Here is an 18,666-nt window from a genome sequence, read left to right on the forward strand (position 1 = left end):
ATGGAAACGTCGAACCGCCCGTCCAGCAAGGAAGTCAGCAACGATGTCGCGGCAACGGAACAGGCGCCCGCAGCCATTCGTTTCGAAGCGCTGGAGCCTCGTGTGCTCCTTTCCGGCGACGTTAACCCGGCGGCCATCGCCATCGACGGCACGCTCACAACGCCAGGGCAAGAAAACCACTTCCAGTTCAATCTGCAGGATGATCGCAAGGTCATTCTCGACAGCCTGACCGACCGGACCGACATCACCTGGTCACTTCGCAACGCCAGTGGCTCCATTGCCAGCTCTGCGTTTGCGTACACCGAAAGCAATATCGGTGCACTCGACCTGGGTGCCGGTACCTACACGCTGACCGTCAGCGGAACGGCGGATGCCGTCGGCTCCTACGCGCTGCGCATCGTTGACGCGCAAACGGCGGCGCCAATCGCCCTGGACCAAAACACCGCTGGCACGCTACAGCAGGGCAACGATACGGCGGTGTACCGATTCGATGCATCGGCCGGGCAGAAATTCTCCATGGTGACGACCGGCCTGGCCGGTACCAACCCGCAGGCAAGCTGGCGACTGATCGATCCGAACGGGGAGCAGGAGCGCTCCGGCACCGGCATGGACATGACGACGACCGGCTTTTCCACCCGTCTCAGCGGTCCGTACCTGCTGCTGGTGGACGGCCCCCAGTCCAATACCGCCCCAGTCGATTTCGGTTTCAAACTCTCGCGCGTCGATGATCTCGACGCGGCGCTGACACTGGATCAGGCGACGACCGTCACCGCTCCGTTGCCGAGCCAGTCGCTGCGCTATCACTTCGATGTCGATACACCGCGCAGCGTGCTGTTCGAAAATCTCGGGAACCGCGACTACTACTGGACACTGACTGGTCCCAATGGCTTTACCAGCAACCGCCTTGGCGGTTACTACGGCCTGGACTACGGCACGTTTGCGCTGGGTACCGGCTCCTACACGTTGACGCTGGAACGTGGATCTTCCGACATCGGCACGCTCCGCTTCGCCATGCACGACCTCGGCGCATCGCCGGCTGCCGTCGATGGCCAGGCGGTGAGCGGCACGCTGGATGCAGCAGGGTCGTCGAGCGTGGTCCGTCTCGCAGTCCAGCAAGGCCAGAACTACGATCTGTCTGCGGTGACCGCCAGCACTGACGGTGCCACATATCGCATCTTCGACACCCGGGGTCGCTCGGTACTGAACTCCACCGCGCTGCCTTCGGCGGGAACACGATTCACGGCCAACGCAAGCGGCGAGTACATCGTGGTCGTCAGCGGTGGGTCGAACGATCCTTCGACACCCACGACCTTCGGCTTTCGTTTCCAGGCCGTGCCCGACGTGGTCAAGACGCTCGATGCCGGCTCGTTCGGGGCCGCCGCGACCGTGGCTGGCACGATCGCCCTGCCCGGGCAGCGGACCGTCTATCGTTTCCATCTCGACAGCGCCACCGCGCTGGCATTCGACGGCCGCCTCGGCAACGGCATCTATTGGACGCTAGACGGAAACGGCGCTTCGTCGTTCGGTCGGAGGCAACTCGGCAGCGAGAGCATCCTTCGTTTCCTCGATGCGGGTGACTACACCCTCACCATCGATGCCATCGGCAACGACACGGGCGATTTCGCGTTCGCAATCCTCGCCCTGCCTTTGGCGCCAGCGATCGCGCTCGATACGCCGGTGACGATCCACAACGACACCGCCAACCAGACCCACGCCTATCGCTTCAGCGCACAGGCCGGCGACCATTTCAGCGTCGCCTCGTCGATCAACAGCTACGACGCCAAGTGGCGCATCGTCGATAGCTACGGCAACATCGTTGTCGACACGCGCTACCTTGGTTACAGCAGCGACAGCTTTGAGCTGGCCAGGGGCGGCGACTACACGCTGCTCGTGGACGCCGGCGCCCCAAACGATTTCACGCTGACACTGCAAAAAGGGGCGAACACGCCGCCGGCCGCGCTTGCCGACGGCGATACGATCGGCTTCGGCACCGTCGTCGCCGGCACGTTCGATACCTGGGACGAGACACGCACGCTGCGCTTCACCGTGCCGAGCGACGGCGTCTACTTACTCGATAACCAGGCCGATTACAGCAGTGCGACCTGGACACTCACCAGTCCCGGCGGTACCGCCATGGACACCCTGACCATCTCTTCGTATGGCGATCGGGTGCTTTTCCTGCGTGCAGGCGACTATGCGCTCACCCTGCAGGGTGCCACCTACGACGGTGGTCTGTCGCGCAGCGGCGCTTACGCCCTGCGCGTAGTCGACGCTTCTGCCTCCCAGCGCCTCGCGTTTAATCAGTCCACCCAGGTCACTCATCCGGGCAACGCCTCAACGCCCCTGCGTATCGACGTGCCGAGTGCGGGGGGCGTCAGCGTCTTTTCCGACAACTACGCCGACTACGCGATGTACGACGGGTTCGGCCGCGCCGTCCCGGGGAACTCCGACAACGTCACCGGTGGCGTGGTCTACAACCTCGCGGCCGGTGCCTCGTACTACCTGCTCGCGCGATATCAGCCTTCCGGCAGCCAGACCGAAAAGCTCACCATCGCCATGGTCGACCGCTCGACGACGGCACTGCCAATGAACGACGTGGTCTCCGGCACCCTTGGCGGGCGTGCCGATGTCGACAGCTACACCTTCACCATCGACCAACCGCGCTATGTCCACTTCGATACGCTCAGCGGCGGCACGAGCACGGACCTTCGCTGGAGCCTCGTCGACAGCTATGGCCAGGTGTCCAACAGCCAGATGCAAACGACGTCCGATACCGTTGGCATCTGGCTTGCTGCGGGACAGTACACCCTCAGCCTGCGTACCATCGGCGACCTGCCGCGCGACTACCGTTTCCGCCTGCTCGACGGTTTAGTCACGCCTGAAGTCCAGCCTGGTGCACTGGTCGCCTCCACTGCGCCGGGCGATCAGATTCGCCTGTTCCACGTGCAGGGCATCGCGGGCCAGAACCTGTATATGGTGCCGTCAGCCGACTACAGCATCGGCCGCTGGGCTCTCTACGGGCCGACCGGCAACATCGTTGCCAATTCGTATTATGGCTTTAGCACTTTTCCCGACATTGCCCTGACGCAGACCGGCCAGTACACGCTGGTCCTGCAGCCTTCGACCAACACGCCCGCCACGGTCGCGATGCCCTTCACGATCGGCGTGCGCCAACAAACCAACACGACCGCGGCGTTGAACAGCGACATCGCCGGCTCGGTGCCAGCCATGGGCGGCTCGATCCTCTACGGCTTCACGATCGATTCCCAGCAGCTGGTTTCGTTCGTCGGCAGCGCCGCAAACTACGGCACGCTCTGGTCACTTGTTGGCCCGGGCGGCGCGGTATTTTCTTCGCGCGATTTCCAGAACGGCGAGATCACCCTGCGCCTGGCCGCCGGCAACTACACGCTCGCCGTCCAGCGGCAGGGCCTGGATACCGACGATTTCAACTTCCGAATCGTGACCGCAGCGGGCAGGACGGCGTTGAGCACCGGTACGCCGACCCCGGCGACGACCGACAAGCCGAACACCCGCGCGTACTCTGTGGACATCACGGACGGCAACTACGCCGTCGCGTTGACCACCAGCGGAAGCGCCTCGTGGACGTTGTACGACCGAAAAGGCAACACCGTCGCTTCGGGCTGGGGCAATTCCACATCCACGTCGTTGGCCCTTGCAGCGGGCAATTACTCGCTGCTGGTCAACAGCAATGGCACGGTGGACCAGCCCGTCACGTCCACGGTCATGATGCTCGCGCTGACGACGGTGACGCGCGAGCTCGTTCCCGGCACCCCGGTCCACGACCGTCTCGATGTGCCCGGCCAGTCGACCGTATACCAGTTCTCGATCGGGGCCCCAGACATTGTTCTGATCGACGCGCTGCTGGCTTCGCCCGGCGCGCAGTGGACGCTGACCGGCCCGACCGGCGCCATCGCGGGCGGCTGGTCGCTCGACCATGGCTCGCGCAGTGTCCTCACCCTGCCCGCTGCCGGCACGTATCGGCTTGCGATCAGTTCGTCGCTCGGTGTGGCGATGCCTATCGGCTTCAACTTGCGGCTGTTCAGTGCGCTCTCGCCCGTCACCACCGATGTCGCGCATCCGCTCGACCTTGGCACCGGCGCTGCTTCAACAGTCCTGCGAGTGGACGCGGGAAACCGTGACGCGCTGAGGCTCGATGCGAATACCGATTTCGGCCTGACCGCGACGGTCTACGACATGCGCGGCAACAACACTGGCATCCAGCGCAGCGTCGCCGCTGGCGACACGCTGTCGTTCACGCTGCCCGGCGAGGGCACCTGGTTCGTCCTGGTGACCGGCAACGGCAACGACACCCCCCTGACCGGCGCGCCGGCCACGGTCTATATCGACCATCGTCTGCGCGGCTCCGCAGTTGTTGGGCAACCGGTCACGGGCAGCACGACTTCGGCAGCATTTCCTGCGGAATACACGCTGGACCTCGCCACGGCCACGCGATTGGTCGTTCGCGGCGGCGATGCCGGCACCCAGTGGAAGATCCTGCTGACCGATGGCACCGTCGTAGCGACGGGTAGCGGCGCCGACGCGCTGCCAGTCTCGCTCGGCAGCGGCCATTACCTACTCGAAGTCGCCACGGCATCGCCGGGAACGTTCTCGCTCGACCTGGTAAACCTCACCTCGATCGCGGCCCAGCCCGGCGGCGGCAGCCAGACCGGCGATCTCGCCGCCGACGGACTCGCGGTATTGCGCATTGCGGCGACCCAGCCGCTCGCCGACCTCGATCTGTCACTCGATGCGGACATCGCCGTAACCGTCTACGACGGCGCGGGACGGATCGTCTTCCAGGGCCGCGGGCCGCTCAACGGCACCGACATCGCGCGCGGCGTGCTAGCCGGCACCGACCGGACCGTCGTACTGAAGGGTGCGCCTGGTACCCGTTACACGCTGGGCAGCGTCGAACGCGCTGCGACCTCGGTCGTGGTGTCGACCGCCGTACCACTCGGCGACACGCTGGGCGGCAACCTGGCCCATGCACAGGACGTCGCCACCTACCGGCTATCGGTCGGCTACGCGCAGACCTTGCCGCTGAGCGAGCTGATCCGCGATGCCGGATCCAATGGCATCCATTGGCGCCTCAGTGCGCTCGACGGCTCGCTCGTCACCGACTGGAACGACAGCTCGTCCGACGCCTCGACTGCGGTACTCGCCGCCGGCGAATACCAGCTCACGATTGCCGCCCTCACCGACAACGCCCACTACTCGCTGACGACGCTGGATAGCGCGGTCGCGCCGCTCGTCGTGCTTGGCGGTAGCCAGGCGACAATCCCCGCAGACGCCGCCACGGGCGTCGTCCGCTTCGACCTGCCATTTGCCCGCGTACTCGACTTCGCAATCATCGGCGACGGCATTTCGGGCTGGAAGCTGTACGGCGGTCGCGGCGACCTTGTCGTCTCGGGGACCGGCGCCGGCACGTTGCGCACAGCGACGCTCAATAGCGACCTGTACACGCTCGTGCTCGAACGCGCCGCGGCCACGGCCAGCAACCTCTCCGTCGCACTGCGGATCGATCCGATCGCACCGACCGCGATTGCTCCCACTGCGTCGCTGTCGGGACATTTGGACCGGACGGGCGATCTCTTCGTCCGCACCCTGACCCTCGGCAACGACACCATCCTGCATATCGGCGGCTCCGGCGCTGTACAGGCACGCCTGGTGGCCGACGGCAAGGCCGGCGCGTGGACGACACTCGATGCACTGACCGGTGCCGCGACGGCGTTCGCCGCTGGCACGTACGAATTACAGCTGCGCGCCACCTCGGACGAGGCCGACTACACCCTCGCCCTTGTCGAGCCCTACGCAGCGGTGGCACTCGGCGCTAGCGCGACCGTCACCCTCCCAGCCGGTGGTGTCGCCGCATTTACCCTGCCAGTGACCGATCTGGAGCGCACCCGGTTCCACCTCACCGCCAACGGTGGACAGGCGCACTGGATGTTGCTCGACGGCCTGAACGTCGTCTTCGAAGGCTACGGTGACGCAGACCTCGACCTCGGTGCTCTATCGGTGCGGACTTATGCACTGCTGATCGATGGCGATGCGACCCAGATCGAACTCGGCGTCAGTCACGCCGCCCTGCCGACTGTCGTCGCGGGTAGAAATATCGCGGGCACTAGCGATGTCAGCGCCCAGTCCGAGTATCTGATCCACCTTGCACACAGTGGCTGGTACTACGGCGTCGTGCCGCAAGGTAACGCGGATATCGAACTGGTCGACGCCTACGGCAACAGCACTTACCTCAACGGTTCCCTGCGCCAGATCCGCGCCGGCGACTACGTCGTGCGTATCCGCACCCAGGAACCGTCGACCGACTACACCGTCCAACTGTTGTCGCTCACCGATGCGAAGACGGCGGATGCCGGCACCGTCTACACGTTCGACGACACGGTCTCGGCGGCCGTCTACACGCTGCCGTCGAACACATCGATCGCATCGGCATCGCTCGTCGTCTACGGAGACGACGCGAACGAGATCTACTGGACCGTGGTCCATAGCGGCAATATCGTGGCCGAAGGCAACGGTCCGTTCGACTTCACGCGGCGTACCGACGGCGGCGATTACCAGCTGATGGTGAAGCGTCAGGGGCTCGGTGGCAGCGTCGGCTATCGGCTCACCATCGCGCCGTACGTGGTCCCGGTCCAGCCGTTGGCGCTCGGCACGACCGCTTCGCTCGACCTCAATGCCGACAACGGCTACGAACAGGCCTATGCATTCACGCTAGATAGCGCCCGGACCGTTTACCTCGCCTTCCCGGATGGCATGCATTACGGTACCTACGACATCACCGATGTTGCCGGCACCACGTGGTTCGCGCAGGATCGCTACAGCTCCAACAACGAGCTGACCGCTCTCGCTGCGGGCAGCTACGTCATCCATTTCCGCAACCGCAACGCATCCGGCCAGGAGTCATTCGCCGCTGCTGCCCGCGCCAGCGAGAGCGATGCGGGACTCCCCTTCCGTCTCGACAGCCTCGAGGCGGCTCCGGTACTCGTTGGCGGCGGCACGGCTACCGTCGACACCACGAATTATGGTGATGCGCGCTACATCCGTATCGACGCCACCACCGGTACCACGTTGACGCTCGTGCAGACGAGCCAAGCGTCGAACCTCAGCTGGAACGTGATTGATTCAGTCGGGAACGTCGTGCTCTGGGGCTACGGCACCAATGCAGCCGACATTACCCTCCAGCGCGTGGGGACGTATTACCTGCGCATTGATGGCAACGCCGAGGGCACGCCGGTCACCTTCAGCGCCACCACGCGCTTCGCGGCGCCCACGGCACCGGCCGACGTTGCGATTTCCACCGACACTGCCGCCGACATCACCCTGGCCGCGCACGGCAGCGCCGGTGTCACGTTCCACCTTGACCATGACGACTTCGTCTGGCTGGTCTCGACGGAACAGCAGTACAACCTGAGTTGGCAGTTGCTGACCGCCACCGGCCAGCCCGTACTCGGCGGAGATCAGCTGTCAGCGTACGGCTCGCAGGTCATACGCCTGGCCGCCGGCGACTACCGCCTTGTCGTGGCCAACAGCAACGACGTTGCACGCACGTTCCCCCTGCGTGTGCAGACCTCCGCCTCCGCAACGACGCTCGCCGCCGACGCGCACCGCACCGGCGGCCAGGGCTTGTACGCCCTGTCGGTCACTGCGGGACAGTCGTGGCTGATGAAGCCGACGTACGAGGGCCGCGTGACCCTGTTCCGTCCAGGCCTGGCCCCGATCGACTTCAATGGCGAAGGCGACAACAGTGGCGATCCGATCCTGCTCGCCGCAGCGGCCAACGAGACCTGGTACTTCAGAGTCGATGCCAGCGGATACATCGGCGACGGCCTGTACTTCACCGACACGCCCGTGGCTAAGCTGGACGGACCGGACAACATCGACTACCGCGGCTTCGGCGACTTCGCTTCGCGCTCGCTGCATGTTGGCGTCGAGGGTAGCTGGTACATCGCACTTGACCATGTCCCGGCCGATCTGCGCATCCATGTCTCCGGTGCCGGCGTCGATCGTGACTTCCCGCTCTACAGCGGCGGCGCCACAGGCGTGCTGCTCACCTTGCCCGCCGGCGACTACCGCGTCGATTTTCTCTCGGCCTATGGCGGCTATGGGTACGCTTCCGCGTTCGGCGCGTCCTTCATCGACCTGCGCGCCGCGACCGTTCTGAGCAGCGGACAGGATGTCACGGTGACATTGTCGCCAGGCTTCGCGGGCTTCGCCCGTTTCGAAGGCCGTGCGGGCGAGGTGCGCAAACTCGGCATGCCCACCTACGGCATGGACTGGGCGCTGCTGGCTCCCGATGGCACGGTGCTGGCCACTTCCAGCGGTTCCGCCGACAACTTGTTGCCGGCGCTGCCCGCCGACGGCACGTATTTCCTGCGGATGGTGAACACATTCGAGAGCAGCGACCCGAGCGACTACACGCTCCAGCTCAGCGCGCCGCTTGCAACCACCCCGCTGGTCGCGCTGGGCGACGCCATGTCCGTCCCCGCCACCGGCAACGATGCATTCGGTGCGATCTACGGGTTCGACCTGTCTCACCCATCGACGTTGCTCCTGGGCACTGACAGCGTGGGTAACGGCTATGGTCGCTGGACGCTGACGTCCGATACCGGAGTCCTACTTTCGGGCTATTGGAACCATGACGCCTCGTTCGCCCTCATCGACCTGCCGCCGGGCCACTACACCCTCGCGCTCAGTAACGACGGCGACAACGTCACCGACCTCAAGCTCTACGATGCCTCGTCACCTGTCGCATTGACGGTCGATATGCCTTTGCGGGTGGTGCCGGGCAACGGCGCTCCACAGGTCTATACCTTCCAGACGCAGACCAACGGGCCATTCCACATCCATTTCGCAAGGAGCCAGCCGGGTAGCTGGGCGCTATACGACGCCTATGGCAATCCGGTCACGTCTGGTGCCATTGACGGCAATGACACCTACGTCAATCTCTCAGGCACCTATCGCCTCGTCTTCACGGGACTCACCGCCGGTTCGGATCCCATCGACGTCATCGTCCGCCGCACTGCTAATGCGCCGGATCTATCGGTAAACGCCTACCAGCCCACCGACTTCTCGTTCACCATCGGCGAGCGCACGCAGATCCTCATCGACGTCACCTACGCCGATACACCCCGCGCATGGAGCCTGCTGCGCAACGGGCAGGTCGTGGCCAGTGGCGTGTTCGACCGGTCCTCAGTCCGAAAAGGCGTGGTCCTCGGCGTCACGGCGGGCCTCTACAATCTGCGCCTGGACGGTTACGGCTCGTTGGATCTGACCGTTCACGATCTCGCACGGAACACCATGACGCCGAGCGGTGGCTCGTTTAACCAACAAGTTGACGGCGGTAGGGCATCGTCCTACGGCTTCGATGCGCAGGCCGGACAAGTCGTCACGATCTCCTACCGCAGCGACTACGCGTCGTGGCGCGTCTATGACGCTTACGGCACGCTGGTTGCCGATCTCGGCAGCGGTGACACATCGGGCGCCTTGCCCTTCACGGGCCGCTACTATCTCGTTCGCGACAACGATTCCGGCCGGGAGGTATTTTTCAACGATTTCTCGTTGACCGTTGCCAGTCGCTCAATCGCCCTCGGCACGTCAATCGTCGCTTCGATTCCGGCGACCGGAGCAGCGCTCTACGATTTCGATGGTAGCGCCAACCAGGTCCTGTGGCTCTCCACCCCGGGGTATTTCAACGCCCGCATCGAACTCTTCGACGAACGCGGCGTGCTGGTGTATTCACGTGCCCCGGACTACCTCCCGGTCCAGGCCATCCTTCTTCCGGCCGACGGGCATTACACGCTGCGCCTGAGTGCGCCGGACGGTAACGCGCGCCGTGTGACATTCCGTCTCGACGACATCAGCAGCGCGCCGGCAATCGCCAGCGGCGTCGCCGTGTCGGGCACGTTCACGCCAACCACCGGCGCGCTCGCCTGGACGATCAATGTCGACGCCTCCGGGTCCTTCTGGTTCGACGGGAGGAACAATGCCTACCCGTTGCGCTTCAGCCTGGTCTCGAAGGCAGGCGACGTGATCGCGAGTGGCGATGCCACGTATTCGAGGGGCTTCTACGGGCTCGCCGCCGGCGAGTACTCCCTCGTCTTCGACACGGCGGGCCAGAGCACCCAGGCCAAGTACCAGTTCATCGTAAGCAGCAGCTCCCAACCGCTGGTCCCGAACGTCGTCACCCAGGGCCAGGTGCCCACGGGCAGCGCGACGGTGCGCTACGACATCCATGCCGACCACGACACCACCATCGTCATCGACGGGCTCGCCGGCGACACCCCGGTGCTATGGCAGCTGATGGGTCCGCAAGGACAGATCAACAGCGGCTACATCAATTACGGCGACTACAACAGCGATTACGCCATCACCATCCCAGCCGGCGATTACATGCTCGTGCTCGGCAGCGCCAACGGGTCGGCGGGCAGATACTCGTTCCGCCTGCTCGACGCGAGCGTAGCCACGCCGTTGCCGGTCGACAGCACGGCCCAGATCCACATCGACCAGCCGCGTGGCATCGCCATGTATGACCTCGACCTGGTTGCGGGCGAGGCATATTTCCTCGACGTCCTGCCAGGCGCGCTCATGGATGAGTACGCGGACTCCATGAGCTGGCAGCTGATCGATCCCACCGGTCGCCCGGTGACCGGTCGCTATGCACTCGGCAGCGTCAGCAGCTCTTACGATAACCAGGGGGGACGTTGGCAGTACCGGCTTGACGGCACTGGCATTGACCTGGGTGTTTTGACGCTGGGTGGGCACTACACCCTCATCATCGAACGCACGGGAAGCGACACGCATCTCGCGGCGGATGCCACGATTCGCCTGATCCACGTACCGCAGACGCCCACCGTGGACCTGGGCACGCTGCTGTCCGATCCGACCCCCGACCTGAGCGTCAACCACGTGGAACTGAGCCCCGCGACGGGCCTGGAAACCGGGCAGACCGTACAGCTGTCGTGGGTGCTGGAAAACCGCGGCACGCTCGACACGAGCAGCGCCTGGAACGATCGCGTCGTTGTGCGCAATATCGCCACCGGCGAAATCCTGCTCGACATCACGGTGCCCTACGATGGCAACCTCGGCATTCCGCGCGGTGGCGCCATCACCCGTCAGCTGATGCTGCACCTGCCCGCCGGCGCTGCCGCGGCCGGGATGCTCTCGATCACGGTCATTGCCGATTCCGACAACCTGGTCAAGGAAAACAAGGAAACCAACAACAGCGCCGTCGTGAACGCAGACGTCGCACTCGCCGCCTACGCGGACCTCAGCGTAAGCGGTCTGGTGCTGTCGCCGGCATCCGGTTTCGTGGCCGGCCAGCAGGTCGCCGTCGACTGGATCCTGGCCAATACCGGCGACCGCGAAGTCTCCCAGCCGTTCAGTGAAACAGTAGATATCCGCAACACCTCGACCGGTCGCCTCGTCGCCACCGTGACCCTGCGCGACCTTCTTGCACAGGGACCGATCGCTGCAGGCGAGACGCGCAGCCGCCATGCGACGTTCACCTGGCCCTCCGGCGTGGACGCGGCGGGCAACTTCACGATTCGCGTCATCGCCGATGCGTTGGGCGAGATCGACGAGGCCAATCCCGTCGGCACGGGCGAGACCAACAACACCGCATCGGCATCCGTGGTCGCCGGTCCAGACCTCACCGTGCACAACCTCACCGTCGTCAGCACGCAGGTCAGTGCCGGTGGCGTGGTCACTGTCACTTGGGAAGACTGGAACGAGGGCGCGAGCCCGACCGCCGCGGCCTTCATGGACCGCATCACGATTGCCCGTGCCGATAACGGACTGGTGCTGGTCGACACCACCCTGCCCTACGATCCCGCTGCCATCATCAACGGCGTGGCCAACGGTCCCATCGGCGCCGGCGAACGTCGTCTACGCAGCTTCACCTTCCGCCTGCCGGACGGCCTGAAGGGTGCCGGCAACCTGTCGATCACCGTTACCTCCGACCAGAACACGGCCGGCAATGGCGTGCTGTTCGAAGCCAACCTCGCCGGCAGCGCCGAGGACAACAACGCCGCGTCGTCGTCGCTGGTCTCGGCGGTGACCCAGTACGCCCACCTGCAGCTATCCGGCGTCAGCACGCCGCCCCAGGCGACGACAGGCCAGCCGCTCACCGTCTCGTGGACGGTCAGCAACACCGGCCAGGTACCGACCGCCGGTGCATGGACGGATCAGATCATCCTCAGCCGTGACGGCATGGCCGACATGGTGATCGGCAGCGTCCGCCACACCGGCGCGCTGGCCAACGGCCAGAGCTATGCGCAGAACCTCAGCGTGACCATGCCCGTGGTCGCCAATGGCCGCTACACGCTACGCGTGCGCTCCGACGCGCTCGGCGAGGTGCTGCTGCCGGATACGCGCGCCGATACGCTCTCCGCACTGCGCAGCATCGATGTCACCGCCGCCTATGCGGATCTCGGCGTCTCCGCTGTCGCCGTGCCCGCGAGCGCGCTGAGCGGCGAGAACGTCAAGGTCACCTGGATCGTCACCAACACCGGCAACTCGCCGACCGACCTGGCGCTGTGGAACGACCGCATCGTGCTGGCCCGCTCACCGACGCCGTCCGTCAACGACATCGTGCTCGCCGGTTCGGTGGTCCATACGGGCGTCCTCGGGGTAAACGGCAGTTACACCGGTACGGCCACCGTCGCGCTGCCGCGCGACCTCGTCGGCACCTACTACATCCTGGTCCTGACCAACCTCAACAACACCGTCACCGAACTGGGACGCACCGGCAACAACACCGCGGCCTCGGCGGCGATGCAGATCACCCTGGCCCCGGTGGCGAACCTGGTCGCCTCTGCCGTCACCGGCCCGAGCGCCGTCCGTCCAGGCGACAGTACCAGTGTGACCTACACGGCCGCCAATACGGGCAACGGCGCCGTGACGGGCGCCTGGCGCGATACGATCTACCTGCGTGCCGCAGACGGCTCGCTGACCCAGGTGGCCAGCCGCTTCTACACCGACGGCCTGGCCGCCGGCGCCACCGCGTCGCGCGCCATCGACGTGTCGGTCCCCGCGTGGCTGGCCGAAGGCAGCTACCGCTGGGTGGTCGTCACCGATAGCGACAACACCGTCTACGAGCGCGACAACGAGGTCGATAACACGGCCGTCGCAACCGCTAGTGTCACGGTCAGCCGTCCGGATCTCTCGGTCGCCTCCGTGAGCGGCCCCTCGCTGGTCCAGTCCGGTACCTCGCTGCATGTCGAATGGACTGTCGCCAATGGCGGCGGACTTGCCAGCGGCGGCTGGGTCGATCGTGTCTACCTGTCGCGCGACGGCCAGCTCACCCAGGTCGCCGAAGTCGCACACGGAACGGAGCTGGCAGCAGGCGCCTCGTACGTCGCTTCCACCGATATCGCCATCCCGCTCGATGCCCGCGGCGACTACGAAGTCGTGGTTGTCACCGACGCGCGCAACGTCGTCGACGACCGCGCGCGTGCCGACAACACGGGGCGTGAGGCCTTTACCGTCCAGCTGGCACCCCATGCCGATCTTGTGGTGGGCGCCGTGCAGGCGCCGACCACGCTGATCGCCGACCCGGCCACCCTGGCGGTGAGCTGGACGGTGACCAATCGTGGCACGGGCACGGGTACTACCTCGGGTTGGGTCGACCGGGTCATCCTCTCCACCGACGACATCGTCGGCAACAGCGACGACCGTATCGTCGGCGAGGTGCGCCACGACGGCGCGCTCGCGGTGGGCGACAGCTACCGGGGCGATTTCACCACCCTGCTGCCCCCAGGCTTCACCGGGCGGTACAAGCTGTTCGTGGTGACCGATGCGACGAAGCAGGTCTTCCAGGACGGCGTGATCGGCAACGATGCCGTGGCCGCCGATCACGTTATCGACGTAATGCCCAAGCCTTACGCCGACTTGGTGGTGAACAGCGTTCAAGCGCTGGGCAACGCGACCAGCGGGCAACCGCTGACCGTCAGCTGGGCCGTCGCCAACCAAGGCATCGGCATTACGGACATGGCCGAATGGTCCGACTCGGTATGGCTGAGCACCTCACCGGATGGCACAGGTACGCCGATCGCGCTCGCCAACGTGAGCCACATCGGTCAACTCGAGGTCGGCGACCATTACGTGCGCAGCGTTGTGGTCACCGTGCCCAACGGTCTCTCCGGCACGTGGTACGTCAATGTGCGCACCGGAGGACCATTCGAGTTTGTCTACGGCGACAATAATGTCGGCCACAGCGCGGCACTTCCCGTGCAGCTTGCCCCCTCGCCCGACCTTGTCGTGCAGGCGCTCAGCATGCCCGATAACGCGGTCGAAGGCACCGTGGTCGACCTCGCCTGGACGGTCATCAACCAAGGTCAGGCAACAGCCGCCGGACCCTGGGTTGATACCGTGAAGCTTGTGTCGACCAACGGCGGTCCGGATGTCGTGCTGGGCACCTACACCTACGATCGTCCGCTCGAGGCAGGCAAGACGTATACGCGCACCGAGCAGGTTCGCTTGCCGGCGAAGATCGAAGGCCTCTATCGCCTGCAAGTCATCACCAACAGTAATCTCGGCAAGGATGGTGCGCAGGTCTATGAACATGGCGGCGCGCGTGGAAACAATCTGACGATTGCCTCCACCGCATCCCAGATCGTGCTGCAGGCACGCCCGAACCTGCAGGTTGATGCCGTTTCGATCCCCGACCACGTCACCGCCGGTACGCGCGTCGGCATCCAGTACACCGTCGTCAACAGCGGCGCGATGCCCGCAAGCGGGCGCTGGCGCGACAAGATCTACCTCTCGCTCGACGGTACCCTGACCGGCGACGACATACTCGTCGGCATCTTCGACAACGGCAGCGCGCTGGCACCGACCGAGCGTTACTCCAACATCACCGGTTCGATCGACATTCCGATCACCTACCGTGGCGACGTGTATCTCATTGTCGTCACCGATGGCGACAACAACGTCGACGAATACCCGAAGGACGATGACAACCAGAAGGCGGTGCGTTTTCACGTCGACCCGGTACCGTTCGCCGACCTGGTCACGAATAACGTGGTGGCTCCCGACCAGGCAGTCCACGGTGCAACCATCCAGGTCGATTACCGCGTCACCAACAAGGGCAGCGCGACCACCCGTGGTGCCGATGCGACGACCAATAGCTGGACCGATACCGTTTGGCTGGCAAAAGACCCGCGGCGGCCGGGTGCCAACCGTGGCGACGTTCTGCTGGGCAGTGTCACCCACACCGGTAACCTCGCCGTGGGCGAGGACTACCAGGGCAGCCTTCGCGTCACCATCCCCAGCGATACCTTCAGCGGGCAGTACTACATCACCGTCTGGAGCGATGCCTATGATGGGATCCTGGAAGACACGCTGGCATCCAACCTCAATGCCGACGATCCAGGCCAGCTTGACAACAACAACTACAAGGCCCGCGCGATCTCGGTCCTGGGTATCACTCCGCCGGACTTTGTCGTCACCCAGGTCGTTGCCCCGCAGACAGTCGATGCGGGTGGCAACCTCAATTTCAGCTACGCCGTGCAGAACCAGGGCGACCTGTTTACCGGCAGCTGGACCGATACCGTGTATGTCGCCGACAACGCCGACCTGTCCAAGGCCACCAAGTTCTGGCTGATCGGCACGTATACCCAAAGCCGTACGCTCAACAATGGCGAAAAATACACTGTCAACCAGACTGTGCAGCTGGCGCCGTCGATCACCGGTCGTTACGTTGTCGTGGTCTCCGATGCACTCAGTCAGATTCGTGAAACCAACGAAGCCAACAATGCGACGGCGTTGGCGTCCAACGTGATCTCCCACCCGGCCGATCTGCAGGTCACTTCGGTCATCGTCCCGCCGCATAACTATTCCGGCGAACCAACCCCCATCACCTGGACGGTGACCAACAAGGGCGAAGCCGTATGGCCGTCGACCACCGCGTGGATCGATTCGGTGTACATCAGCACCGATCCGACGTTCATTCCAACCCGTGCGACCGCAATCGGTGCATTCGCGCGCTACAACACTGCGGGTCTGGCCGCTGGCGCCAGTTACACCGTGACTGCCAATGTGGCACTGCCGCCGGGTACCGACGGTCGCTATTACATCTACATCATCACCGACACGGGCGCGAGCCGGGACAACCTGGCCTCGCCCGACCCGAAGTCCAAACCGTTTGAAGAACTCAATGACGGGGGGCGCAACGATTACGCCCTCGACCATTATGGTCAATCTGTGTTTGAGGGCCTCAATGGAGCCAACAACTTCGGCAGCGCGGGCATCGACATCACCTATCGTGAGGCCGATCTGCAGATCGACACCGTGTCGATCTCCAATCCGGCTCCTCACTCAGGGGAGCTGGTCACCGCCACCTGGACGGTGACCAACCGTGGCGATCGTGCCACGCGCTTCACGTCCTGGTCCGATGGAGTTTATCTATCCAACGACGACACACTGGACGCCAGCGACACGCCATTGCCGGAGGGCGATCTCTACACTAATCCGGGGCGTATCCAGGGCATCTCGATCGTCGATGCGAACGGCAGGCCGCGTTATCTGCTGCCTGGCGAGTCGTATACCGCAAGCGTCACGTTTCACCTGCCCCAATCGATCAGCGGCAATTTCCGACTCATCGTCAAGACCGACACCTCCACGGTGAAGGACTTCGAATACAGCACCCCCAGCTCGATCCGCGACGGCCTGGACGTCGTCGAAGGCAGTGGCCCGGGCGCTATTCTCGAATTCCGCGACGAGGGCAACAATGTCGCCTCAATCGCGCTTCCCATCACCTTGGCGACGCCGCCCGACCTCACCGTGTCGGCAGTGACCGTGCCTGCGCACGTGGTGGCCGGCCAGCCGTTCACGGTCGACTACTCGGTCTTCAATGCCGGTGGCGCTACCCCATCCGACCAGCAAAACTGGAACGATCTGATTTACCTGTCGCGTGACCGCTTCCTCGACGTGAACCAGGATCGCTACCTGGGCTATGTGGCGCACGGCAGCGGCCTTGCTGCCGGTGGTCGCTATGACGGTCGCTTCAGCGTGACCGCGCCGAGCGATCTGAGTGGCGCTTGGTACGTGTTCGTCATCACCGATCCGGCACGCGCTTTTGGTGCCGGGGCCAGTGGCACCGTTCTCGAATTCGGTAAGGACCAGAACAACGCCACCGCCGCCGAACAGCCGGTCCTGATCGAGATCCCACCGCCGGCCGACCTCAAGGTCGACACGGTCACGGTGCCGCCGCAGGCGCAGGTCGGCCAGCCGGTCACCGTGAGCTACACCATCACCAACGATTCGGACAACACTGCCTACGGCACCTGGACGGACGCGGTCTATCTCTCGATCGACAACGCCTGGGGCCTGACCGACATCCTGCTCGGCAAGGTCGTTCATCGCGGCGATCTCGCCGGACACGCCAGTTACAGTGGCGCGCTCACGGCCAACCTGCCGCCGCTCAAGGACGGTAGCTGGAGGATCATCGTCCGTCCGGACTTGTACAACGAGGTCTACGAAGGCGCGATCAGCTATGGGCCGACCGGCCTTGTGATGGCCCCGGGTGAGGCGAACAACCTCACGGCCTCTGCCGCCACCATCCAGACCTCGGTTCCCGTGCTCGCCGTCGCCAGCCCCAAGGCGATCGTGCTCGACGATGGCGTCTCCCAGCTCTACAAGGTGAGCGTCGCCGCTGGCCAGACCCTGCGCGTATTGCTCGATTCCTCGGCACTTTCCGGCGACAACGAGCTGTACATCCGCTACGGCGACATCCCGACCACGTACGCCTACGACGCCGCGTACGCGAACGCGTCCGCGGCAGACCAGCAGGCGATCATCGCCAGCACGCTAGCGGGCGATTACTACATCCTCGTGCGCAGCCGTGGCGGCCACGATGTTGCAGCGACGCTACGCGCCGACCTGTTGCCGCTGTCGATCACACGGGTCACGCCAGATCACGGCGGTGTGGGCGATGACACGCATCGTTGGGTCACGCTGGATATCTACGGCTCCAGCTTCCAGGCCGGCGCCATCGTCAAGCTCAATCGCCCTGGCGTGTTCGAAGCCGAGCCGGATCGCTGGCAGGTGCTGGATGCCACGCACATCCGCGCGATCTTCGACACGCGTGCGTTTCCGCTCGGCCTGTACGACGTCACTGTCGTCAACCCGAACGGGCAGCGTGTCACCGAGGCGAACCGCTACCTCGTCGAGCGCAGCATCGAGAGCGATGTCACCATCGGCGTCGGCGGCCCGCGCACTCTGGATCCTGGCCAGAGCGCAAGCTATACGGTCTCGCTGCAGAGCCTGACCAACGTCGATACACCCTATGTGCGCTTCGACGTCGGCGCAGTGGAGATGGGTTACAACAAGTACCTCATCGACAGTCTCAATCTGCCTTACGCCCTGTTCGGCTCCAACATCGCCGGCTCGCCGTACGGCAATACGGCCAACGCGCCGGCAAATACGCAAAGCTACGGCCAGACGCCGTCGACCCCGTCGCGTACGGATATTCCGTGGGCATCACTGGACGGTACGCTGAATACATCCGGCTACGCCCTGGCACCGGGTTACGCCTTCGATATCGCTGCAAGCGGATTTGTCGGCATGACCTTCCGTTTGCAGACCTATCCCGGACTGACCGCCTGGGTCAATCGCGACTTTGTCGGTCTTCGC

Annotated in this window: 1 protein-coding gene (cut by a window edge); it reads left to right on the top strand. The window is 64.6% G+C overall.

The genetic code is table 11. From position 1 onward, the window contains the following. Positions 1 to 18,666, top strand: partial view of an Ig-like domain-containing protein gene (locus tag AC1PLU_RS11215; RefSeq protein WP_481106258.1) — the 5' portion only. The gene runs 17,229 nt beyond the window's last position; 18,666 of the gene's 35,895 nt are visible here — the first part of the coding sequence; it begins with the start codon at positions 1 to 3; its stop codon lies off the right edge, out of view.

The sequence above is a fragment of the Xanthomonas sp. NCPPB 2933 genome (genome assembly GCF_056725225.1).